This window comes from Shewanella fidelis ATCC BAA-318 (assembly GCF_000518605.1).
GTDB lineage: Bacteria > Pseudomonadota > Gammaproteobacteria > Enterobacterales > Shewanellaceae > Shewanella > Shewanella fidelis.
This window is the reverse complement of record NZ_JADX01000022.1, coordinates 41,278-64,449: the sequence shown is the minus strand read 5'-3', so window position 1 is coordinate 64,449 and position 23,172 is coordinate 41,278. Positions and strand designations below refer to the sequence as shown.

Sequence of the window (23,172 nt, the reverse complement as noted above, 5' to 3'; positions counted from 1 at the left end):
TTTAAATTCTGAAAGCGTCTTTAAAAGTCGGTATGGAATACTAAAGTGATGAACAATTGAAGCGACAATACTTAAAGCAAAGGCATTGGAAGCTCAAGCAGCAGAAACAAAAAAGATTACAAAAGCACAGGAGACAGCGAGCAACTTGGCACTTGAGCTCTATTCGGTATGCCCATGGTCTATCGCTACGGGTATCGTTAACACTCTAACTCTTAGCTTGCTTGGCCAAAAACGGATGTAACACTATATGACCAAGCTGCAACTCTCGGTCAAATTGTTTCATTTCAGCCCTAAACAGCTTGGTTTGATTGATGATATCGACTAACTCGAGTGCTTTTGCCGATTCCAGAAAGAGTGAGATCGGTGATAATTGACTGCCTGAATCAGCAAAAGCACGTATAACACACTCTTTTAATATATAAATAATACCTGGTACCCGGCGTTCTGATTCAAATACAAAACGACTATCTAACTGGTACTCAATCCTCAATAGTTCCAGCAAATTAAATAGCTTATCTGCATCATTCGGGTTTGCGCCCCTTTGTACAAACAATTTATTTAGCTCATTCAACTTGCTCTCTAAACTTTCATTTTCAGAGCGCCCTATCGCAAGCAACTTTCTTAGCTCATTTTTTACAGGCCGATGCGAAGATAACTTTAATTTGGGTTTTAAATAGCGAACCAACAAGCTATTACGCTGGGCTTTAGGAATAAAGCGAGTACTTTCATCAACGGTTAAATATAGATGAAGCAGTGCAGAGCTCACTACGTTGTTTAAAAGTTCATTATAAGAATATTCGCTCAAAACCATCCCCATGTGAATATGTAGCGAAAGACTGGCTTCGTTTAAATCTGAGCCATCTAAAAATAAAGTGTAAAAAGTAATGAGTAGCTTGGTTACTTAGTCTAAAAGTCATCACAACGGAATGATTTCACTTACTTTGGTTTTGTTTGTGCTGCTTTTTATACTTACGTTGATTGTTATTTATCCCACGTTGAGACAATATTTTCTTTTTGGTCAATCGCCAACCTTTCATCCAAGCTTCTAACTTCCATGCTCGAAATTCCGACATTTCAACCTCCTAACTACAAATCACTTAATTGGCATACACAAAAGTTTTCGACGCTGTGAAGCACTGCTTTTTCATTGTTCAACGTCTTGTTTATAAATAACAAAAATCTCTACACGACGATTACTTGCCTGCCCATCGGCAGTATCATTAACATCAGTAGGAACAAGCTCCCCCATTCCTTGAATTATCATGCTGTTAATTTTCTTATGCCTTTGCTTAAATGCCTCAGTTATCATTTTTTCAACAGCTTTAGCCCGACGTTCTGACAACAGCTGGTTATATGCAGCATTTCCTATGCTATCGGTGTGGCCGATGACGATTATATCGACAGGTTCATTAGGTAAGGTAACTAGCCATTTTTCAAATTGCTGACGCCCTTCCAACTGATAAGAGTCATAGCTAAACTTCTGTATATATTTGAAGTGCCTTTCTAGCGCACTGGAAGTCGAATCTATTGCGGGGGTGGATTGATCTTTTAATGTATCTAGTGAAATTAATTCAAATTCGCCATCCATATCAGCATCACTGATAGTCTTATCGCTAATCCCCCCCCAACTTGGTTGGCCAAAGCGATAGCTCACTCCCAATGAAAGAAACCCTAAGTCTGATTCTATAGTTTCGCTACTTCCAATATCGTTGACATACTGGTATTCCAACTGGAGCTCCCAACGCTTAGCCAGCGGATAACTCACTCCCAGCGCTAAACTAGGTCGCCAACCGTTATACCCGAAGCGACTTATTCCTTCTGGACTATGTAATGTTTGTTCAGAATCGATGTAGTGGGTGCCAACGCGGAAGTATGGCGCGAGCCGCCATAATTTAGGTAGGGCGAACCTAACTCCCACCTCTGCACCTCGAACATTAACGTCGACATTTGACATATCCCCCTTAGCTTGAGGAGAACCATAATCGCTAACGGATAGCTCAACACTGAATAATTGGTCAAATGTATAGCCACCAAAAAGACCATAGCCAAAGGTGGAGTCTGAACATGAGACTCCCTGAGTGAAGCAACTATCCACATAAGAAGCAGCGCCCGCCTTAGCTCCAAGGTAAAACCCCAATTGCTCTGCGTCTGCAGTTTGAATTTGTTGTTGCAAAGGATCAGAAAATTCAGTTGCTGCAGCCATTTGTGAATTTATAGTCAACAACACACTGCAGTAAGAGAATAATAGTGAAAAAGTGAGACGGTTATTTGAGGTTCGTTTCGTCATGTGGCACACATGTAGGTCAATAGAATTTGCTAGATAATCAGTCAAGCTGTTCAATTATTGAACTCAAAAAATATTAAAACTTATTAAGGCTATTAAAGCGGGCAGCTTGCTACACACTGGCACGACTTAATAATCCTGAATTAAAGTAAAAACAGAACTATCACATAAAAACCAAAGAAGGGATTAAGGCTGGCAGTATAAGGAATTGCGGCCCCTACAGAGCGAGCCTTTATACTGAGTAATATAAAGGCTCTCAAATATCTCGTTCTGTAACACGCAATGAAAAATCCCCTAAGGTAGTTAGTCTTAGGGGAAACAGGGAGAAACTTTAAGCTTTTTGAGTCTTCATCGACAATGCATCTTTGTCTTGGTTAGTTTTATTAGCAATGTCCGCTTTAGTTTCATATTTAGTGAACACATATAGAGCAGCCACGATTAACGATACGATAATGGTTTTGCTCAGCTCCATCTGCTCACCTAGTGTCAATACCGCTACCATGTAACCCACTAGTGGCATAAGGTTTAGCGCCATAGTCGCTTTTTCAACACCGATACGCTTAAAAGAATACAGCTGAATTAAGTAGCTACCACCAGAAATACCTGTACCTAAGAAAATCAACAAACCTAGTAATAACGGGCTATCTAAAATGATAAAGATTTGGCTTAAGTCTAAGCCCATAGCTATCACAACAAAGAAGCCAGCCACTGCTACCGAGATGTATTGGTAAAGCATTGAAACCACTGAACCATATTTGTCGGCTAAACTCGCACGTAAGTGAGCTGTCCAAGCAAGAGACAACATAGAACAAGTTACAAACACATAGCCAAGTAAAGGCGTGCCGCCTTCAATGCTATTAGTTGGTCCAACGCTCATTGCATAAATACATAGTGCTGAAGCGATAAACGCTCCCCACTGGATTTTGTTCATTCGGAAATTCATGAACAACATGCCGAAAAAAACCGTCGCAAATGGCTGCATACCTTGAATAACACCGTTTTCAGTTGCACCAATATGCGATAGTGATAAGAAGTTAAATAATGAAAAGGCACCTTGGCCGATAATGCCGCATAGCGCTATTTTTAGAATATCTTTTTTATCAATTTTTAGTGAACCACCTAGATCTTGACTGAGGCTTTTACTACGAGAGGTGAAAAAGAAAATAATAGATAAGCCAATCACCGCAGTTACATAGCGGAAAAACACTAATGTCATTGGATCTACAGCCATAGATAGTGGCTTAGAAACTACGCCAGTTACGCCCCAAATCACAGCTACAGCAATTGCAGCAGTCCATCCTAGTACAACATCTTTATTGGTGATATTCATTGTTATTTTACCTTTAATGTCCTGCTTGAGCAGATTGCGATGGCTCAAGGGAGATCAGGATCTTGGGATCTGCGCTAAGCTTTTTGCTCATTAACATAATGCAAAATGTATTGAGCAAATAGAAAAGCACAGATTTCAGTTAAGTTTTGTTTACTTCGATAGGCATTTTACCCATAGCTAAGTTAAAAAATGTGACCAATGCAGCGTGATGGGTTTATTTGAGCTAAAGTCGCTAGCTTAAAGCCAGATATGCAACAAACCTCAAATTACAGAAACTTTATGTGACAAAGCTCTAGTAAAACATCTATTTATTGACCTGAGAAATACACCAAAAAGTAAGATAAACAAATTTAAGGGTTACTAAAGTAATAGTTCCAACAAAAACAATGTCAACAAAAGTTAACCAAGACAACTTTTATGTGAACTACATCACCTTGAGTGTGGTCAACAAAATTAAACTCTACTCAACAAGGAAATTTCAGCGCTGTTGGCTAAAGTGACAGCAAATGGAGAGAACAGATTAAGCTTTGTGCAACAAGAAGTAGCAGGCTTTGAGCCTGTAACGAATAACAAGGAGGGAATTAACAGTAATCAACAGGAGGGGAAAATCCCCTCACAATTGTTAATAATAGCAATCAGTTTAAGAGCGATGGCTAAACAGCTTATTCGCTAACTGTTTTACCGCGCTTGAGCAATCCTGTAGAAAGCTCTGTTTGCTAGGCTCTGACAGTGACTCAATATCTGCAAGCATTTCTAGTAATTGCACCCGCTCATTTGCAGTTAACCAATCTTGCAGATCGGGTAAGCGGTTTTCAGCGGCCAATCGGCAAACAAATTGTTGCTGCTCATAGCCTTCATGTACCGCAAAGTACACCAATGCCGCCTCAGGTACACCCGCTTTATCAAGCCAATTCAGCGCCCAATTCTGCTTCGCCACATCGAGTGCATCGCGTATATCACTGTCACCATGACGCTCATTACCAACTTCAGGATGACGCCAACGCTCGGCCATGGTGATCTCCCCCGCTTGCATACGACTAGCCACATATGCCTCTTCCATTGAAGCACGCCCCAACCAATGTAAACCACGTTTACCAAGCTGCGCTAAAAATAGTACTAAACGCTGTGCCATTTCAGGTGGCAATAACCAGACAAAATCTGCAGGCCCCACTTTACTGCGATACATAGGGTAAGGATTCCAGCCCTGTAATTTTGGTTTATTTAGCGCCTGCGGACTCAAGCTATCTAAGCCATCACCACTAATAAGGTAAGCCATGATATTGTCATATAAGCTTTGTGCACTATCGTCGTCAAAACCTTCTTTTAACGTATTCAATAAGGCTTGCTCAAACATCGGCATAATCGGTAGCTCAAGCTCTGAGTTGAATGCGCTAAGATGTTGGAAAAATTCCAATACTTGATCTTCACGACAATACTCAAGCTCATGTAATAACGCCTCGAACTGCTTGAGTTGCTGGCGGCCAATCATACTCGTGTCCGTGCTATCGACGGCAGCATATTGCTCAACTTTGGCGGCATAACGTTGACCAAAACGCGCATCGGCAGGGCGATAATCGGCAACCTGTTGATCTGTCATTAATGTAAATGCTTCCAGCATGGCGTCTGTTACACCGAATTGCTGTAATAAATCAAATAGCGATGCCTCAGCATCTTGATCATCAATGGCCGCATATAAGCCATAATTAGCTTGGAATTTGATAATACGGTTAATCGCTCGCTGTGGCGCAATGGCTAACCACAATTGCCAGTGACGCTTGGCTAGTTGAACAACAGCTCCAGATGAATTCAACAACTCAGAGGTACGGCATTGGGTTAAGCGACTAGCACTTTGTAGCAATAAAATCGTTAACATACAGCGCTGACCAGCATCGTAACTAAACAAGTTCCTGTACGCAGCTTGTTTCGCGCTAATTCTAGGTCCTGACTTACCGCCATCTTTTGCCGACCGGCTACGCACAAGTTCAATCATTTTGGCGTCAATATCGGCAGTAACAGCTTGACCAGCATCAAGATCTAAGCCGCAAATCCACTGTCTCAACGCTTCACTGTCTTCATCGGCAACGCTGCAAAACTTAAGCACAAAATCACTCAGAAGTTTACTTAAGTGTTGCTCAAACCACTGGCCAATTGCTGTGAGTTCATCCTCACTCGGCTCTTGATGCAATCGCAGCGCAAGATAAGTACTGCTGCCTAAATGCAATGGCATAAAAGGCAGCGCCTCAATAATCTCTTGGCCATCACGATTGCCCAGTTCATCGTTAAGACGTTCAAGTCGACTTTGGGTAATTAAATCTGTTCTCGGATGTAGACAGCTAAAAATCTTGCGACCCATAGCCTCATCCCACTCAATTGCAGGTGCTTCTGGCTCTGGCTCAGCAACTGAAACGCTGTTCTCCGGCTCTTTGGGAGCTTTCCAAGCTTGATAGCTATCCTCAACTCCATCACGTTGTGATTCAGCAAGTGTAAAAAATTCACACGCTTTACGAGTTTCTGTCAGTGTCGCTGCTATGGCGCTCACTTCATCCTCAACTTTGGCACCACAAATGAGTTGCTGCTTAACTCGATCGCTCAACTCATCTGCATCATCTTCAAGCTCCCAGCGCTCACACCCCAGTGGCCATGCGCCCATGGAGCTGTAATACTCCACCAACATTTGCGTCAACGAGCTAGCCTCATCTGCCATGTGTAAAATAGGCATAGACTGCAATCGCAGAGTCAGTTCATCTTTAAAGTAGAGGTAATCATCATGGTGAGATTGCAGGTGTGAAAGTAAGTCAGTCTGCACCGCATCATAGTTGATATCTTCATAGAAATAGCGCCGTACCTCAGGGCTATCACACCAAACATAAGCCTTGATCAAATCACGGGTCCAACCATACTTGCCAACTAAGCCGCTGAGTAAGCAAAGCGGTGCCGTCATGGTTTGCGTATCCCAGTACGGCACCAAAAACTGCGCTAGCATCCAGCTATAGCGACTGTCGGTAACCACCAGCATATACAAGCCCTCAACAGCGAAGGCATTGTAATCATCTAGCCAAAGATCGTTTGAATCATTACGGCTACGAGCAAACGCGACTAACGCTTCAAGCGTAGTAACGACCTCTGGTAGTAGCTCGGGAAAATTTAGCGCTGCCGCAAATAACACAGGTTCAGTAATATAAGCATGTTGTTCATCAAAACGGCACGCATTGAGTGCCTGCTCAACCAAGGCGCTATTAGCCGCCGCATCTGCTAATAGCAAAGGCGAGCCATCAGGTTTAACAAACTGCACATTGAGCAGTAAATTCATGGTCAAACGAAACGCTGAGCCATCGCTAATTCGCTGCCGATACTCGGCTAATGCGTTAGCAATACTTGTGGAAGAGTGAGGAGAAACAACTATAGAAACATGCTTATCAAACTGAGCCATACTGCATCCTTGGCGGTTAAAACGAATAAAAGAACAAATAGATAAAGCGACCGCAGATTATCGCGCTGCAAAAAAAATTACCAATAAAAATAGGATAAATGCGCGGTAACTAATAGCAACTTTACAATAAGACCAATCAGTATAAGAGTTTGAACTACTCAGAGCGATTTTTGGCAAACTAATTCAAGGCGAATAGCTGCAATAATGGTTGTTCCCTTATAAAGCTAATCAACGCAGAAGTAGGCAGCCAAAAACGCTCCAGAATGGCGAGTTTTAACGACTCTTGATAAAAAAGAAGCTTGAACCTAGTTTGACTATGTTCTCTCGCTGAGTGACTAAATGTTTATATTGATTGGTATAAGACCAATCAGTATAAAGCAACAAGGCCAAGCATGAGTTCTCATGCTTGGCCTTAAATACGATTCCGCTCTACTTACTAAAGATATTAGTTAGCGTTAGCAAGCTCCTGGCGGACGATGGCTGCCCCAGCACTAAGCGCATTAAGCTTATCTCTTGCAACCTCACGGGATAGCGGCGCCATGCCGCAGTTAGTGCAAGGGTAAAGTTTATCAGCATCAACAAATTCCAGCGCTTGACGCAAGGTATCTGCCACCTGTTGCGGTGTCTCAATGGTATCGCTGGCCACATCAATAGCACCAACCATCACCTTCTTGCCACGGATCAGCGCCAATAGCTCAATCGGTACCCGCGATTTATGACACTCTAACGAGATGATGTCGATATTTGACTGCTGTAGCTTAGGGAACACCTGTTCATATTGGCGCCACTCGTTACCTAAGGTTTTTTTCCAGTCGGTATTGGCTTTAATGCCGTAGCCATAACAAATATGCACGGCCGTTTCACACTTAAGCCCTTCAATAGCGCGCTCTAAACAGGCAATCCCCCAATCATTGACCTCATCAAAAAACACATTAAATGCTGGCTCATCAAACTGGATAATATCCACGCCAGCCGCCTCTAACTCTTTTGCCTCTTGGTTGAGAACTTTAGCAAACTCCCACGCAAGCTGTTTACGGCTGTGGTAATGATCATCATAAAGCGTGTCGATCATGGTCATCGGGCCGGGCAAAGCCCATTTAATAGGTTGCTTAGTTTGCTGACGTAAAAACTTAGCATCTTCAATAAACACTGGCTTTTGTCGAGCAATTGGTCCGACTATTGTCGGCACGCTAGCATCATAGCGATCACGAATTCGAACGGTTTTACGGTTTTCGAAATCCACACCACTTAAGTGCTCAATAAAAGTCGTCACGAAATGCTGTCGAGTTTGCTCACCGTCACTGACAATATCCACACCAGCTTGTTGCTGCTCTTGCAAAGCTATCCGCAGCGCATCCTGCTTGCCGTCTATCAGTTCATTGCCTTGTAACTTCCAAGGTGACCACAGTGTTTCAGGTTCGGCTAACCATGCTGGTTTTGGCAAACTACCGGCTGTTGAAGTAGGTAATAATGTTTTCATCATTTATCCGCAATCAATGTTAAAGGTTACACAGGGTAGTTAGCTGACCAATGCTCAAGCACGCTTTGATAAGGTTTTATAAAGTGCTCTTCTGCAAATTTGCCCTGCTCGATAGCCAACTGACTGCGCTCTTCTCGGTCGTAAACAATTTGAGTTAACGAGTGATCGAGGTTTTTCAAATTCGGCTGATAACATTGACCCGCTGCAGCATTTGCGTTGTAGATCTCTGGTCGGTAAACCTTCTGAAATGTCTCCATTGTGCTAATGGTGCTGATCAACTCAAGGTTGCTATAGTCATTAAGCAAATCACCAAAGAAGTAGAATGCCAACGGCGCAACACTATTTGGCGGCATAAAATAACGCACCTGCAAGCCCATCTTTTTAAAGTACTGCTCGGTAAGTGACGATTCATTAGGTTGATATTCAACGCCCAAAACAGGGTGCTGATTGTCGCTACGGTAATAGGTTTTATTATCTGACACACTTAAACATATTACCGGTAACTTTTTAAAGTGCTGTTTATAAACTGAAGAGTTTATAAAGTATTTAAATAACTTACCGTGTAAATCACCAAAGTTATCTGGAATAGTAAACTGAGCTTTATCTTTATTATGATTTAATAGCAACACACTAAAATCATAATCTCGAACATAAGATGAGAAATTATTACCAACAATGCCTTCTATTCGTTCGCTAGTCTTATTATCAATAATATTGGTTTTTAATATTTCAATTGACGGAAAAGTCTTGCCGCTGCCCGCAACATCTACATCCACGGAAATGATCTCAAGCTCAACACTATAACGGTCCGCTTGCGGATTATCCCAGTGGGCTAATGCATTAAAACTGTTATCAATCATCCGCAAAGCATTGCGTAGGTTTTGCTGCCTGCTCTCGCCTCGCGCTAAGTTAGCAAAGTTTGTGGTAATACGTGTACTGTCTGACGGCTGATAGTTTTCATCGAGACAAACGCTGTTAATGTTGAAGCTAAATTCGGTACTCATCGTGTTTGGTATCCCTATATCCATTACGCTAAATCTACCAGTCGCCCCACAAATCGAGGTAAGTTTCGACGCTAGATAATTAAGGCCTCTGATTATTTTCGAGCGCCATTTGATGTTGTTATTTATACCTACTTCAGCTTTTAATTAATAACGTTTTAATTTCACTTACAACATGAATAACATTCATATTGTATTACTTTGAAAACTAAACTTGCATTCCGTTATATTAACCGGCCTAACACGGCCATTAGAGCTAACTCAATAATATTGCGCCGCAGTCCAATAGTTAGATAAAGAGATTTTTTAAATGAATGAATTTTTGCTATTAATTATTTACTGCGCATTGCTAGGCAGCGGGGTTGGCTTTCTGGCAGGACTACTAGGCATAGGCGGCGGACTAGTGATAGTGCCTGTACTCAGCATAATTTTAGTGCACTTCGCGGTGCTGCCAGCCGAGCAGGTGGTAGTTGCAGCTATTGCCACCTCACTGGCCTCCATTTTATTCACTTCAACTTCGTCGGCCATTGCCCATCATAAAAATGGCAATGTACCTTGGCAGATAGCCCCTTGGATCATGACCGGGGTTGCTATTGGCGCACTCATTAGCGGTTTCGTTGCAGCGCTCTTGCCTGAGCAAATTGTGCGCTTAGTGTTTACCTTATGCGTACTATTAATCGCACTAAAAATGTTTTACAGCAGCAATAAAAAACATGATGCAAGCGAACGCGGCTTGCCCAATAAAGGTCTATTGAGCCTGCTTAGCTGTATCACTGGCGCGTTATCGGCCATGATAGGCATAGGCGGTGGTGCATTATTAGTCCCCTTACTGACTTACTTTAAGGTAGATATTAAAAAAGCCATCGGCTGCGCCTCAGCCTGCGGCATTGTCATCGCACTGTTTGGTTCAATTGGTTATATCAGTTCTGGCAGTGGCCATTTCTCATTAGCAGATGGCTTTGCTGGCTTCGTTTACTTACCTGCACTGCTGGGTATCGTGTGCACCTCTTGGTTTACCGCACCATTGGGTGCAAAAGCCACAGCCCATCTACCTGTTCCGCTGATAAAAAAGATCTTCGCATGCTTATTGTTGTTGATTGCTGTGAATATGTATTTCGGTTGAATAGACATACAACGATAAAAACACGGACTCTTACGCCAGCAAATAGTTCACAGTGGAAGACCAAAAAAGCAACAAAAATTCAACACTGTTACAAAATGCACACTTTAACCGTACGACTGTGTACCTAAAAAGTGGTAAATGTAACAATACATTGCAGTACCCATATAAAGTTTAAGGTAATTAAAAGGATGTATTATGAATAAAAATAAACTTATCGCTGCAGTAATGGTAGCAATGACCACTCCAGCGTGGGCTAGCAATGGCATTAATGATTCAGTTGACGACTCAATTGTTGAAGCCGGTGACATGTTGCAAATTCTCATCCCTGCCACAGGCTTTTTTGCTGCATGGATGCACGATGATCTCGAAGGCGCTAAACAATTAACTTACTCAACATTAAGTACCCAAGTCATTGTGCATGGCGTAAAACAAGCTGTTGGACGCAGCCGCCCTAATGAGAGTAGTTGGAACTCATTTCCTTCGGGTCACACCGCTGCCGCTTTTTCTGGTGCAGCTTTCTTACAAAGCCGTTATGGCGCTAAATGGGGGGTACCAGCGTATGCTGCAGCCACCTTTGTAGGAGCGAGTCGTATTCATGGCAACCGCCACTATGCAGGCGATGTTGTGGCAGGTGCATCTACAGCATTTTTGATGAACCAAATGTTTGTTTCACCGCATAAAGTTGATGGCGTTTACTTTAACGCTCAACCAACAGCTGACGGTTTTGCCGTGGGGGTAACGGTAACGGATGAAGTGCTAAAGACTCAACATAAATCCAAAGCGCAAAAGATTGTTGACCTTAAACACAAATTAGAACTTGGTGTCGGTACTAACATTGCTGATAGCTCTGCTCAAGCAGGCGCTAAAGACTATCTAGTTAGAGACGAACTTATCGATGAATACCAGCCTTTCTCCTATGTGAATTATCAGTACCAACTCGGCGGTGGCGACCTAATAGAGTTGGAGTTTACACCAACAGAAACACGTCGTCGTGGCACAGTTGCTCAAGACTTTACCTTAGACGGTCAAACCTTTGAAGCAGGCAGCGAAGTACTCACCGCATTTAGGCATTGGATGCTAGGGGGCAATATCTACAAAGGCTTACAGGTGAATGATGCAGTGAAGCTAGATGTCGGCCTAGGGCTATATTTACACATGATTGAACTCGATGTTGACCTTGATGAAAACGGCGGTCAATACGCTAGCGAAGATCATTGGCGAGCAATGCCAGCGGCTACAGCAAAGCTCTCATGGCGACTCACAGAAGGGTTTTCAGCAATAACCAACCTCCAATATCAAGGCTGGGAAAGCGATAACTACCTATTAGCAGAAGCAGGCGTAAAGTATGACTTTAATGATGCTTGGGAAATGGGTTTCAAATACAGCTACACCGAAACAGAGCTTGATAACACTGAGTTTGTTGCCAACTATGATAGCCAAAATTTAGTGCTAACCTTTAGCAACAGATTCTAATTAAGCTTTGACTCTGCGCTTAGCAAGGAGGATAGTTTATGCTCCTCCTTGCCTCTCCACTTACAAGCAACGGTTCACTTGCTCATATCATACTTCAAACGTAAAGCATTTAACTTAAGCTGAGTATCTAAGCTATATTCTTGCTCTTGTTGAGATTCAAGCACTTTAATTTCAGCTAAGATCTGAATTTTAGGCGGAACAAAACCACTATCAGATAAAAAGCGGTTAATTGCTCTGTTTTCGACAGGCGATCTAAAGTAACTCTCTAACTCTAAACGCTTCCCTTGGTAAGGGTTATTTGCCATTTCACCCGACTCGCTTATTTTTTGTACCTGGCGAGAAATGTAATCTTCAACATACAAGCTCATAGCGTTTCCTTATAAACTTTCAGCACTCTCTATCGTTAACGATAAACAGCTTTTAAACCTTCGAGAGTAATTTTTATGCTATCTTCAAAATAGCGTTCATAGTCAACAGGCTTAGCTTGCGCCAATAGCCATGCTAGATTAGGCAAGACTTCAGCATCAACCGCTAGCTCTTGTTCATTTGTAGAATTGGCTAAGGCTTGCTCTTGGTGCTGCACAATATCCATCACCTTTGTATACACGCTAACAAATGCCATAAATCCAACTTCAGCATCAAAATGCTCGTTACGCAGCACACCTAAAGCATCGTCCACAAGAATAGATGTAGCAGGGGTAAACTGTTGATGATGGCGAATAAATTGCACTGAATGGGGGACGGCAAGTAACGAACTTCTAAAGTTTTTAGCGAAACAATATAAATACTGCTGCCAATCAGTTTCTGCAGGAATACCTACCCGCTTCATTACGTAATCACAGCAACAAGCGATAAGTTCTTCTTTCGAGCTAACATGGCGATAAAGCGCTGTTGCAGTGACACCTAATTGCTTAGCTAAAGCGTGCATAGATAAGTTGTGCAGCCCCAAATTTAACGCGCACTCAATCACCTCGACCTTAGAAATTTGCGCAGGCCGACCTTTAGTGTTTGTCGCAACCATTTTTTGTTAGCCTTATTAAGTTAACACCATTAAGTTAATAGCGTTAATTTAATGATGAAATATTTTAAAGTCAACAGCCTTAATGCTAGATCGTATGAATAATAACTTTGTAAAAGCTAGCTTCTATAAACCACGTTAAACAGTGAACGCTAACTTGATGATTGATTAAGTCTTGATATTTGCTTGTCGATCTCATCTGCCTCTGCAGAAAGTTCAGAGTAGGTTTTAATGTCGCCATTTCGCTGAGCTAACATCACTTGCTCTAGCTAGCAAAATACCGCTTTTTAAGTTTCTTAGCAGGGTCTCTTTTAAATATTGAAAACACGTTTTATCTCCACTAATACTTATGTTTAGCAGGGCACAACTTGTAAACCGACCGCAAATTAACCTCCGACTCTCAGCCGATTCAACTATTGTTAGTGCCATTACTTAAGCAATAATTTCATTGGTATTTTTAATACGCTGACGCACCAAGAAAGGATTAATATCAAGGGCAAAATTTAGCCGCGGTATTCTATAGATTGGTTAACTTACTAAGTAGATAAGAGGCTAAATAGCCGACCTTTATCAAGCTCGGCTTGTTCCAAGTTAACTATCTTGTGTTCCATAAGCCACGCAGTCATCAGGCACAGCGATAAATGTTTGTAATGTACGCCAGTCATTATTGTTTTTGTCGAAGTACAAACGATGGGAAGTCACAGAGTGATAAGTACCTGAGGTGATCTGATTACCTAGGGTTACACGATTATCTGGCGCGATTGAAACTGTCCAGATATTGTCACCCTCAACCATTTCAAGCTTAGTGGCAGAGATAAACTCTGGTGTTGTAAAGAAGTCTTGCGGGTACGACTCACAATAGTACTTTAAACGTTGGCCATAGGAGCTATAAATGGTTCGCATATTGAAATGCTGATAAAAATCCTTAGCTGAGATCTGTTTACCCTCTGACACTTGGGCTAACAGTTGTGTAATGCGTTGCTGGTAAATATCTGCACAAGCTGACGTATCATCACTGCAGTCTTTATTGCGCTGCTTCAGCCATGCTCTTTGTGCATGTTTAAGCTGCAATTTGCCTTCATCAGCAAGCTGCGCCCGATACAATTTATAAGCAGCCATTAGCTCAGTATCTAACTGGCTCAGCTCATCATCAGCACAGATCTGCTTTTCAATCTTAGCCTTGGCTTTCGTGCAATCAAAACTGGCTGCATAGCCAATGCTTGAGTACCCGAGCAGACATGCTAGTAGAGTGATTAGCTTGAGGTTCATCAATTGTTTAACCCTATATTTATCATCCTGTTATCTAATATGGGGTTGTCTCATAATCTCAGTTGATAAGCAATCAAGCCTGTTTAAGAAGGGCGTGAGCAACGCCTAAATATGCGGCCTATCGGCCGAAGAACGTCGTGAGCTTCCAGCTCACACTCGGTCAAAAGGGGATCAACAGAAATCCCCTATTGGTCAGCTCCTTATAAAGAGTCCGAGCCGCCCCAAAGAAGTTGTTAACCCTCACTCATCTTCGATGGCGAGTTAGATGTTTTCAGTCAGTTTTGAGTGCAATATATTATAAGTCTCTATAGTTGAGTGACCCTGTCAACTTCTGTTTTTGTCCTTGTTTAATTTCGATTAGGCGCTATCGCGCACAGTTTCAATTTCATGGGCTGAACAAGCAATTCTGAACCTTCACGAAGATCTTCTAATGCGCCATCAGCCTCAAAGCCATAAGCTTTATATAACTCTACAGCCGTTTTATTAATGGTTGTTACCGCTAACGAAACATAATCTAAATTAAGTTCATTTGACCACGCTATAATATTTTTAAGCAATAAACTACCTACGCCTTGACCACGAGCATTCGGGGAAACCCACATTTGATAAATATGAGCAGTTTTATCCTGAGGGTTATGCTGTATCCCCCAAGCTAAACCAACTGCAACCCCATTTAACTCTGCAATAAGTGGGAGAGCCGATTCAACCATATTATCGAGGTCAAGACGAGAAGCCCATTCATCACGTGAAAAGCAAAACTCTTTTTCATAACTACTACCGAAAGAGTCTGGAGAGTCTTGAAGAGAGCGAAGGCGAAGCTCTCTGTATGTTGACCAATCATTTTGATTTAAGGTTCTAATATTGAAATTACTCACCTAGCTTTCCTTTGCAGCCTAACAGCTTATTAAGTGGTAACAACAATAACATTATTATCGTTGCTGTATTTTTAAATATTATCAATGCGTCTTGGCAATGCTCCGCCACCAAACTATAACCCATTGTTTTAAACATAACACAAAAACAAAAAGAGCATGATTCATATGGCTCCATGTGCTTTTTTAGGAGGATTTTAATGACCAATCAGAGGGACTATTTGAAATATGGAACTCACAGAAAACACCAATTCCCCATCGAAGTTGCCGAAATGCGCAAATGAAAATGCCGTAGAACCATCATGGATGATGGTTCAGGCTCAGGGGGACATGGATGTCCCATCTGAGCCGTTAGGCGATTTTCATTGGAGTATGAGGATCAACAACTTCGTTTGGGGCGCTGAGGGTTTGTTAAGGGGGACAAGCGCTTTCCCCCTTGACTCGGGTGTGGGCGAAGCGCCACGACGTTGATTGTTAGACGCTGTCTAACTTAAAGGTCAGGCGCAGTCTGCTCCCCTTAATGTAGAGCCCCACAGCCAAAACAAGGGCACAAAAAAGCCCACATTACTGTGGGCTTCCAAAGTGACACTCAGCACTCAACAAACACGCCAAACTTATTAAGCTCAGCTCGATATGAGCCTAAATATCGATTCTCTCATAATGGTACCAAGCCGTTACTTGTCCAAACAACGGGATGACCCAAACCGCGGTCTTATGATCTTGGTGTACACGAATAAAATACATCTCTCTGTCTTTAATATCGCGCTTACGCAAATCACGATAAAAACGCACTGCGGAATCGTTTAACTTATCTGGTTTAATCAAGTCTTTTTGCTGCACACGAACTTGAAAAATATCCGCTTTTAAGCCATCAATACTGCTCGAGTATTGCTTAAACGTACCACGTACCTTGTACTTAATCGGCGTAGTTAAGCAGTCTTCATCTGTTATACAGGTAGATAAGTGAAACTCACCGGTATCCTCTGAATCAAAGATAAGCGACATATTGATATCTGCACGAATAAGCAGCTCATCTTTTACAGGGAAATACACGTCCGCTTGATAGTTATGCTCTAACAACGAGCCTTTAACGCCTGTGCTTTCTGGCAGCATTACGCGGTTATAACGAATGCGTTGCTCCATCGCACTCGACAGCTCCATAAACTCCGGCATATTCAGATTTGCAGGCTCAGAGTCCACCGAAGTAATGTTGATTAAGCCATTACCCGAACATTGTTCATCATCTGTCCCGGGGCAAATCGCCATCGAATAGTTACTACCATCTGTAGCGGCAAACGCATTAAAGCCTTTATGACAGGTCATAAAGCTATTATCAGGTTGAAGATGCTTCTCCCACATAAATGGGTGCAGGTGCTGTGCATCATCTTTAACTAGCAGCTTAGCATTGCCCCTTAAACCACCTATTTGCAGCTCAACTTGAGGATCGGCGCTCCAACGGGCTAAATTTTGTTTTATCTTATGATAATCACTGCAATACCAAGCGCTTAATGCAAGAATAAGCAAAACTACTATGCCGGATATTTTGACCAGTAAAGACACATCAAAAATGGCGGCCTTCATTGATTCAGCATCATTAACTGCCAACATTTTCACATGGGATTGACTAGCGATATGCAACTGATAACCACGACGAGCAACAGTTTTTAACTGCACTTCTCTATAGGGATCGAGCTTTTTACGCAAGGTACTGATGCATTGCGTTAATGACGTCACAGCAACAACACGGTCAGGCCAGCCCGCACTCAGTAACTCTTCTTTCGAGCATACTGGATTTGATGACAATAGAAGTCGGTGAAGTACTGCGGATTCAGAAAAGGTTAAGCTGACCTTTTTACCACTAACATGATCAACTAATTGGTTAGCCTCAGTATCCAACTCCAAATAAGGAGTAATTTTCAACACAATTAACCTCTTTTAATTCTTCTGCGTAATTGATGTATTCCTAAATCACCTCTGTAGAGTAACAAGCAATGAAGTCATTTAGGGATCAAGCGAATAAACAGGCGAATTCTACCGTTAAGTACTTAAGTAGAATGTGATTATTAACCCAAAACAGTCAGCTAACAGCAGCATTAACAGCTAATATTTGCGGCAATTATATTAGCTGTCACACCTATGCCGTTTAGCGGCTCATTAGCGAAATCTAACCATCGAGTTCTGACTACTACAGCGGTTTGTATTTAAAAATTCGATGAGAGATCAACGTCAAACTAGAGATCCATAACAAAAGTAGCCCATATAAACTTGCTAAGCCCCAGTCTGAACTGGCTAACATAGCTAAACTACCACTGGCGTTATTACCATCGATGGCGACTAGGTTGATTGCCCGATATAGATCGGTCGGGCTCATGGCAATAAGGGCATTAATTACATACTGATCCGCAAACGAAAAATCGGACACTAAGATAGTCAGTAAAATTAAATCGTAGATCAATACAAACAAAAACCAAATCAGCAGCAAACCACCGATAGCTTTGGCCTTTTCTGTGCTCTTAAGGCTAACGATATAGCTAATTAAAATAAAAGTGAGCGCTAACAAATTACTGCTCAATAAGAACTGAGCAAAGGCGGCAATTAGCTCGCCTTTGTCGTAATGCTCGCCAAGCATTAATAACAGTAATGCCGTCAGACCAAATGCAGCACCTGTGGCGACCAACATTACAATCACATGGCCGAGCAGCTTGCCAAGCAAGATCTGTAATCGGGTCAAAGGGTATGACAGCAGTAACAACAAAGTGCCTGACTCATCTTCGCCAACAAAGCTGTCGTAACACAATAAAATCGCCGCTAACGGAATAATAAATACTGAGATTGTCGATAGACTGCTCATTAGGCTGTCAATCTCTGGCAAATATAGACTGCCTGTCACGGCGCTACCTGCAAAGCTAACGCTCAAAGACAACACTAAAAACATACTGCCCATGAATGCCAACCAGCGATTGCGGGAACTATCGCAGATCTCTTTATAGGCAATAATTAAAACCGGTGAAGTGAGTCGTGTGATTAACATGTTACGCTTGCTCCGCTGGTGAGCATAAAGATTGCCCCATTAGTTCATGATAAATATCTTCAAGCCTTGGTTCTTTAATATCAAAATCAAACACTTGGCACTGAGTCACTAAGTGTTTAACAATTTCAGCTTTAGCCGAAGAGTCAAACTGCAACATCCCTTGTTGATAAAACTGCTGCAAATAAGCATTACTTTTAACTCGTTGCGCTAAATCATCGAAGTGAATACTGGACTTTAGGGAGCTTGCTTTACGCAGCTCTGCGCAGGTACCTAATGCTCTGCGCTTACCCCGCGCCATAATCAGTGCCGTATCTAAATGCGACTCCACTAGTGATAATTCATGGGTTGAGATCACCACTGCACAACCTGCTTGTTTCAGCTCATTAATCTTACCGTAGAGGAATTGCGATGCTTGCGGGTCAAGACCAACTGTCGGCTCGTCGAGCAGCAGAATTTTAGGTTGTGACAAAATGGCTTGCGCTACACCAAGGCGTTGCTTCATGCCTTTTGAATAGGTTTTTAGCTGTCTATGTTGGGCGTAACCTAAGCCAAATTCCTCAATCAGTGCGTCGATGCGCGCTAAGCTCACACCTTTTAAAGCACCAAAGTACCCCAAAACTTCACGGCCACTGAGCTTGTCGTAAAAACTGACATCCTCTGGCAAATAACCTAAGTTAATGCTGCTTTTTTGCTGGTTAGCGTGGGCGCATTGCCCCATCACCTTGGCGGTACCAGAAGTCGGAATAATCAAACCGAGAATAATCTTGATCAAGCTAGATTTACCGGCACCGTTATGGCCCAGCAGTGCCATTGTTTGGCCTGCATTTACCTCAAAACTGACATGATTCAGAGCGGTAAAATCATTATATCTAAGGCTAACATCGGTTAGCTTGACTGAAGGTGTAAGCATGAGGTTCTCTTTTTATGCAATTCAAGTGGGGCTTGGTTTAAATCAATCCCAATCCCTATAAAGCTGTTTCAATCTGAAGTAGTGGAAAACTATCGACGATGCCTGTCGATGGCCCAACAGCAAACTGGCTTTGCACCCAGCGTAATACTGCAACAATAGGACTATTCATCAAAAACTCAGCTTCAGGGTAAAGCCAAAAAAGCTTATCTAAGCTGTCGTTAGGCCGATATGGAGCATCGGCAATGCCGTCGTGATTAGCATCCCAGCCCATATAACCACTCCAGTAGTTACCTCGACCGTTATGGCTCCACTCTAAGAGTGAGTCGCCAACGTATTTGACTTGAATTTGATTATTAACAAATTGGTTGCCATAAACCTTGTTGCCCTCACCGCCCATGGCCATATAAATGCCTATATCACTGGTAGAGAACAGGTTATGAGTGATTTCGTTATCGCGGGCACCGTATATGAAGATCCCTTTGCCTTCATTGCCTAGTTCAGGCTTACCTTGTGGGTTATGCGCTAGCGAAATACGATTATTACTGACAATAGAGTCGTTACTGATATTGAGCAAAACGCCAAAATCAAGGGCATTAGACGCCTGATTTTGATGTAAGTTAACAAAGTGAGAACTCATAATGGCATAGCCGCCATCAACATTATCCACTTCGTTGCCATAGGCTTCATCATGCTTGGTATACATATAATGAATACCGTACTGTTGGGAGTGGAACCGGTTGTCGTACACTAGGCTATTAGTACTGGTTTCTAGATATACGCCATCGCGTACATGAGAAATATGATTGTTATATATAAGCGGTGCATCAACACCTTTTAGGTAAACACCATCGCCACGGTCAAGCTTATAGCGCTCAGAGTTACCTATGATGATGTTGTTATTCACCGTAATTTTTTGGGTGTTTTCTGAGTAAATGCCAAAGCCGTCGCCACTGAGTTTACAGCCTTCAATATGCACATTATCGGCATTATCTTTAACCAACACGCCCGCGTTTAGCTCATACAGATCCGCGCCCCAATTTTGGATCTGCAAATTGCTAATGCTGCTGTTAGCACTGTTCACAGTAACCGCGCTACCTTTGCCTTGAGCGTCAATAATAGCGCCCTTTTCACCGCTTAAATGAATCGTAGTAGGCAGCTCAAAATTACCAAGATAGATACCGGGCTTTAGGGTGATAGTGTCACCCGCAGCAACTTGTAACAGTTGCGCAGTTAAGGTTTGCGCATCGGTAACCGTATGGTTAGCGGCGAAGCTTAACGGACTGCACAGCAGTGCCAGCATAGCAACGCATTTTGCAGGGCGATTAATTAGCAGAAACATTGGACTATAGCTGGCTTTTTTCATATATACACTCAAAGGGGCGAGATGGCGTCTTGCATCATTTCCCTTAGTTTGAGACTCCGTTACTCACCGGCTAACAAACTAATATCAATCTGGTCATAGGTAAGCACTCGGCCACCATATTGTTTAGCAAATTGCTTGGCTGCTGCTTCAGTTTTAAAGGTGGCCACAGCTGAGCCCATCACCGCCTTTTTAGTCGTGCCATAAACATACCAAGCCGTTTTAGCATCAATAAAGGCGTCATCACTTGGCTTTTCCCAGCTCGTTGCACCAACGTCATGCACGAACAGTGCGGTGATTTGGCGCTTATTCTCACTCTGTAGTGCAAAATTAAACATGTCGCGAGTCGAGCAGAACTTAGGCACTACCGTTTGCCCTTTCAGGTGAACTTGGCCTTTAGGACCTGGATACTTGGTGATCATCATGCCGCAGATATGGCAGCGGTCATGCTCATGGATCGCTTGTGCTGTGTACTTAGTCGTATCAACAGCATCATCGCCACAAGCAGTTAGAAATGGGATAAGTAGCAATAAACAGATTAGTTTTTTCATAATGACTCTATCTCAAATGTACTTTCAGCCAAGCCCCTAAAGCACCTTGCAGGGCGGCGGCTTTAAGGGCTGGCTTACTCGCAGTTAGTTGGCGGGCAACACCATACTCAGAGGGTCATCGCATGCTCATAGGGAAAGCATCTATTAACGCGTAAGTATGGTGCGCCGTACACAACTAACGTTATTAGTGTTGAGCCGTTGGCAGTGCCTCTCTTCCAATCAAGACACTGCCGCAGGTTCGCCACTTATTTCAGTCTCAACAGTCGCTATAATTACTCGCTCGGGGAAGCTATAGCTGTAGCGACTTATTGCGACTAGATGGCATTCAATTGACCCGCGTAAATGATGAACAAACGCAGACACATCATGCCAACCACTGCACACATACCTGACATGTAGAAGGCTTTAGCTGAATGACTAAAGGCTTTACCTGTTGCAAAGTTAAGTAGCAATGGACCAACAAAACCAATACCAACAACACCAATCCAGAACACATTTGCCCACACGCCAGTATGGAAACCAGCGAACGCAGCTTGTGCGCCAGCATTACCTGTTGCCAAAGACATGATAATCATGAATAGGAACAGCGCTTCTGCCGCCATTACTGGCCATTCTAGGCCGTGTAATGTGTGCATATCTTCGCTGTGTAGGTCTTCTTTAAATACTGATACTGCAATCATTTTTGCAGCTGCAGCACCCGCTGAAAGACCTGACGCAACGAATAGCGCAGGTAATACAGAAGTATTGATAATTGGGAAGCGAATTAACGCAGAGATCAAGAAGCCGGTGTAAGCACACACTGACATAGCCAGTACAAGTACTGCCTTTTCAGATGGTGAGCGTAGACCACGTAACTTGTCGATGATTGGTAGTAAGAAGTTCAAAGGCTTGTATGCCTTGATCTCTTCTTCCATCGCAAACAAAGTTACTAGTGCAACTAATGGAATGTATGCTGATAGCGCAATAACACCCACTGACATCACTGAGTTTAGGTTGTAGAACACCAAAATACGCCAGAAGAATAGCGGATTAGTTAAGTCTAAAACCAGACAGATCATACCTAGCGCAATCGTCACTAACGACACTAAAGACGCAGCCTTTAAAAAAGGTGTGTTTTCAGTTTGTTTTTTGTAGAAACGAATGAACAAAGCAATCGCTAATGCACCACCAGAAATACCAGCAAAGAACAGGTAAACCGCGATAGGCCAAGGCCACGCGATGCCTTGTGAAAGGCCCATTGTAAATTCAATATTACCGTCCATGATTACACTCCCAGCTTAACAATAGGTATGTAACGCAAGCTTGGCTCTGTACCGAAACCAGGCTTAATTCGTACCGAATCCTTAACAGCTAATAACTTGCTGACATAAGAAGTTGGATCGTTAGCATCACCAAAAATCAATGCATCGTAACGGCACTGCTGCACACAAGCAGGTAACTCACCAATAGCAAGTTTGCTGTTTAAGCAGAAGTCACAGTTATCAGCTACATCGGTTTCTTTGTTGATGAAACGTGCATCGTATGGACAAGCACCAATACAGTACTTACAACCTGCACATTTCGCCGCATCCATAGTCACAATGCCAGTCTTAGGATCGCGATGAGCCGCGCCCGTAGGACAAACAGTTACACAAGGTGCGTTTTTACATTGCTGACAAGAAACACGTACGAACTTACGTTCACAGCCACAGCCAGTCGTTTTGCCGCAGTGTGGACAAGGTTGACCTTCAACGGCACCTGATTGCTGCTCCATTAACAGGCGAGACTTGCCTTCTGGTAAGTTGTTAGCCTTGTTACAGGCTTCCTTACACTCACCACAACCAACACATTTGTTTTGGTCAAAAACCATTACGTAATGCGGTGTGTAGGCATTTTCCTTTTCTTTGACCGAGCTGCACCCTAGTGGTGCTAATATCAAAGAGCTGGCTCCTAGACCTTTAAGGAACCTCCGTCTCTCTAGATTTTCACTCACAGCATCCTCCGATTGCCGGTTTAAAACCGACACGTTATTTTTTTATTTAATATTCTTATTGCGCTGAA

The 23,172-nt window shown here is 42.7% G+C and carries 21 protein-coding genes; 2 read left to right on the top strand and 19 right to left on the bottom strand.

Annotated features, from left to right (window positions below; all coding sequences use genetic code 11):
- Window positions 1-205: 205 nt before the first annotated feature.
- The 7 genes from L884_RS0111830 to L884_RS0111800 form a co-directional block, all read right to left on the bottom strand.
- On the bottom strand, window positions 206-805 hold the full coding sequence (locus L884_RS0111830) for a DUF2913 family protein (RefSeq protein ID WP_169731787.1): 600 nt from the start codon (window positions 803-805) through the stop codon (window positions 206-208).
- Between the two features lie 127 nt (window positions 806-932).
- Window positions 933-1,073, bottom strand: coding sequence for a hypothetical protein (locus L884_RS23050; protein WP_156925685.1), 141 nt, complete (start codon window positions 1,071-1,073; stop codon window positions 933-935).
- 71 nt (window positions 1,074-1,144) lie between these two features.
- Window positions 1,145-2,287, bottom strand: a complete 1,143-nt coding sequence (locus L884_RS0111820) for an outer membrane beta-barrel protein (protein ID WP_084221435.1) — start codon at window positions 2,285-2,287, stop codon at window positions 1,145-1,147.
- Between the two features lie 328 nt (window positions 2,288-2,615).
- Entirely contained in the window at window positions 2,616-3,614 is a 999-nt protein-coding gene (locus tag L884_RS0111815) for a DMT family transporter (protein ID WP_028767706.1), read from the bottom strand.
- 640 nt (window positions 3,615-4,254) lie between these two features.
- Window positions 4,255-7,044, bottom strand: coding sequence for a hypothetical protein (locus L884_RS0111810; RefSeq protein WP_028767705.1), 2,790 nt, complete (start codon window positions 7,042-7,044; stop codon window positions 4,255-4,257).
- A 445-nt stretch (window positions 7,045-7,489) separates the two neighbouring features.
- Window positions 7,490-8,524 carry a methionine synthase gene (locus tag L884_RS0111805; protein ID WP_028767704.1) on the bottom strand — a complete coding sequence of 345 codons (1,035 nt, stop codon included), beginning with the start codon at window positions 8,522-8,524 and terminating at the stop codon, window positions 7,490-7,492.
- 26 nt (window positions 8,525-8,550) lie between these two features.
- Window positions 8,551-9,528 carry a DUF1852 domain-containing protein gene (locus L884_RS0111800; protein ID WP_028767703.1) on the bottom strand — a complete coding sequence of 326 codons (978 nt, stop codon included), beginning with the start codon at window positions 9,526-9,528 and terminating at the stop codon, window positions 8,551-8,553.
- 307 nt (window positions 9,529-9,835) lie between these two features.
- Between L884_RS0111800 and L884_RS0111795 the strand changes: the two genes are divergently transcribed.
- Complete coding sequence (locus L884_RS0111795) at window positions 9,836-10,648, top strand: sulfite exporter TauE/SafE family protein (protein ID WP_028767702.1); 813 nt, start codon at window positions 9,836-9,838, stop codon at window positions 10,646-10,648.
- Window positions 10,649-10,843: 195 nt separating this feature from the next.
- Window positions 10,844-12,121, top strand: a complete 1,278-nt coding sequence (locus L884_RS0111790) for a phosphatase PAP2 family protein (RefSeq protein ID WP_028767701.1) — start codon at window positions 10,844-10,846, stop codon at window positions 12,119-12,121.
- Window positions 12,122-12,195: 74 nt separating this feature from the next.
- Here the strand turns inward: L884_RS0111790 and L884_RS0111785 are convergent, their stop codons facing one another.
- The 12 genes from L884_RS0111785 to L884_RS0111720 form a co-directional block, all read right to left on the bottom strand.
- Complete coding sequence (locus L884_RS0111785; protein ID WP_028767700.1) at window positions 12,196-12,489, bottom strand: DnaJ family domain-containing protein; 294 nt, start codon at window positions 12,487-12,489, stop codon at window positions 12,196-12,198.
- Between the two features lie 35 nt (window positions 12,490-12,524).
- Complete coding sequence (locus L884_RS0111780; RefSeq protein WP_028767699.1) at window positions 12,525-13,142, bottom strand: TetR/AcrR family transcriptional regulator; 618 nt, start codon at window positions 13,140-13,142, stop codon at window positions 12,525-12,527.
- A gap of 149 nt (window positions 13,143-13,291) precedes the next feature.
- Window positions 13,292-13,396 carry a DUF6435 family protein gene (locus L884_RS23455; RefSeq protein ID WP_425423485.1) on the bottom strand — a complete coding sequence of 35 codons (105 nt, stop codon included), beginning with the start codon at window positions 13,394-13,396 and terminating at the stop codon, window positions 13,292-13,294.
- A 334-nt stretch (window positions 13,397-13,730) separates the two neighbouring features.
- A complete protein-coding gene (locus tag L884_RS22635) occupies window positions 13,731-14,408 on the bottom strand; it encodes a lysozyme inhibitor LprI family protein (RefSeq protein WP_051435617.1) in 678 nt (225 codons plus the stop codon).
- Window positions 14,409-14,755: 347 nt separating this feature from the next.
- Window positions 14,756-15,283 carry a GNAT family N-acetyltransferase gene (locus L884_RS0111765; protein ID WP_028767698.1) on the bottom strand — a complete coding sequence of 176 codons (528 nt, stop codon included), beginning with the start codon at window positions 15,281-15,283 and terminating at the stop codon, window positions 14,756-14,758.
- Between the two features lie 636 nt (window positions 15,284-15,919).
- Complete coding sequence (locus tag L884_RS0111750) at window positions 15,920-17,203, bottom strand: winged helix-turn-helix domain-containing protein (RefSeq protein ID WP_028767696.1); 1,284 nt, start codon at window positions 17,201-17,203, stop codon at window positions 15,920-15,922.
- A 262-nt stretch (window positions 17,204-17,465) separates the two neighbouring features.
- Entirely contained in the window at window positions 17,466-18,311 is an 846-nt protein-coding gene (locus tag L884_RS0111745) for an ABC transporter permease (RefSeq protein ID WP_028767695.1), read from the bottom strand.
- A 1-nt stretch (window position 18,312) separates the two neighbouring features.
- The gene (locus tag L884_RS22010) at window positions 18,313-19,221 is read right to left on the bottom strand and encodes an ABC transporter ATP-binding protein (protein WP_037410856.1); all 909 of its coding nucleotides are present in this window, start codon (window positions 19,219-19,221) and stop codon (window positions 18,313-18,315) included.
- A gap of 55 nt (window positions 19,222-19,276) precedes the next feature.
- A complete protein-coding gene (gene nosD / locus L884_RS0111735) occupies window positions 19,277-20,584 on the bottom strand; it encodes a nitrous oxide reductase family maturation protein NosD (protein ID WP_156925684.1) in 1,308 nt (435 codons plus the stop codon).
- A gap of 59 nt (window positions 20,585-20,643) precedes the next feature.
- Window positions 20,644-21,132, bottom strand: a complete 489-nt coding sequence (locus tag L884_RS0111730) for a nitrous oxide reductase accessory protein NosL (protein WP_028767693.1) — start codon at window positions 21,130-21,132, stop codon at window positions 20,644-20,646.
- Between the two features lie 314 nt (window positions 21,133-21,446).
- Window positions 21,447-22,394, bottom strand: a complete 948-nt coding sequence (gene nrfD / locus L884_RS0111725) for an NrfD/PsrC family molybdoenzyme membrane anchor subunit (RefSeq protein ID WP_028767692.1) — start codon at window positions 22,392-22,394, stop codon at window positions 21,447-21,449.
- Window positions 22,395-22,396: 2 nt separating this feature from the next.
- Window positions 22,397-23,104 carry a 4Fe-4S dicluster domain-containing protein gene (locus tag L884_RS0111720; RefSeq protein WP_028767691.1) on the bottom strand — a complete coding sequence of 236 codons (708 nt, stop codon included), beginning with the start codon at window positions 23,102-23,104 and terminating at the stop codon, window positions 22,397-22,399.
- Window positions 23,105-23,172 lie beyond the last annotated feature (68 nt).

Coding starts and splice junctions, on each gene's coding strand:
- L884_RS0111745 (WP_028767695.1), bottom strand. CDS start 18,311: ATGTTAATCACACGACTCACTTCACCGGTTTTAATTATTGCCTATAAA.
- L884_RS0111780 (WP_028767699.1), bottom strand. CDS start 13,142: ATGGTTGCGACAAACACTAAAGGTCGGCCTGCGCAAATTTCTAAGGTC.
- L884_RS0111795 (WP_028767702.1), top strand. CDS start 9,836: ATGAATGAATTTTTGCTATTAATTATTTACTGCGCATTGCTAGGCAGC.
- L884_RS23455 (WP_425423485.1), bottom strand. CDS start 13,396: ATGTTAGCTCAGCGAAATGGCGACATTAAAACCTACTCTGAACTTTCT.
- L884_RS0111800 (WP_028767703.1), bottom strand. CDS start 9,528: ATGAGTACCGAATTTAGCTTCAACATTAACAGCGTTTGTCTCGATGAA.
- L884_RS0111815 (WP_028767706.1), bottom strand. CDS start 3,614: ATGAATATCACCAATAAAGATGTTGTACTAGGATGGACTGCTGCAATT.
- L884_RS23050 (WP_156925685.1), bottom strand. CDS start 1,073: ATGTCGGAATTTCGAGCATGGAAGTTAGAAGCTTGGATGAAAGGTTGG.
- L884_RS0111730 (WP_028767693.1), bottom strand. CDS start 21,132: ATGAAAAAACTAATCTGTTTATTGCTACTTATCCCATTTCTAACTGCT.
- L884_RS22010 (WP_037410856.1), bottom strand. CDS start 19,221: ATGCTTACACCTTCAGTCAAGCTAACCGATGTTAGCCTTAGATATAAT.
- nosD (WP_156925684.1), bottom strand. CDS start 20,584: ATGAAAAAAGCCAGCTATAGTCCAATGTTTCTGCTAATTAATCGCCCT.
- L884_RS0111820 (WP_084221435.1), bottom strand. CDS start 2,287: ATGACGAAACGAACCTCAAATAACCGTCTCACTTTTTCACTATTATTC.
- L884_RS0111805 (WP_028767704.1), bottom strand. CDS start 8,524: ATGAAAACATTATTACCTACTTCAACAGCCGGTAGTTTGCCAAAACCA.
- L884_RS0111810 (WP_028767705.1), bottom strand. CDS start 7,044: ATGGCTCAGTTTGATAAGCATGTTTCTATAGTTGTTTCTCCTCACTCT.
- L884_RS0111790 (WP_028767701.1), top strand. CDS start 10,844: ATGAATAAAAATAAACTTATCGCTGCAGTAATGGTAGCAATGACCACT.
- nrfD (WP_028767692.1), bottom strand. CDS start 22,394: ATGGACGGTAATATTGAATTTACAATGGGCCTTTCACAAGGCATCGCG.
- L884_RS22635 (WP_051435617.1), bottom strand. CDS start 14,408: ATGAACCTCAAGCTAATCACTCTACTAGCATGTCTGCTCGGGTACTCA.
- L884_RS0111785 (WP_028767700.1), bottom strand. CDS start 12,489: ATGAGCTTGTATGTTGAAGATTACATTTCTCGCCAGGTACAAAAAATA.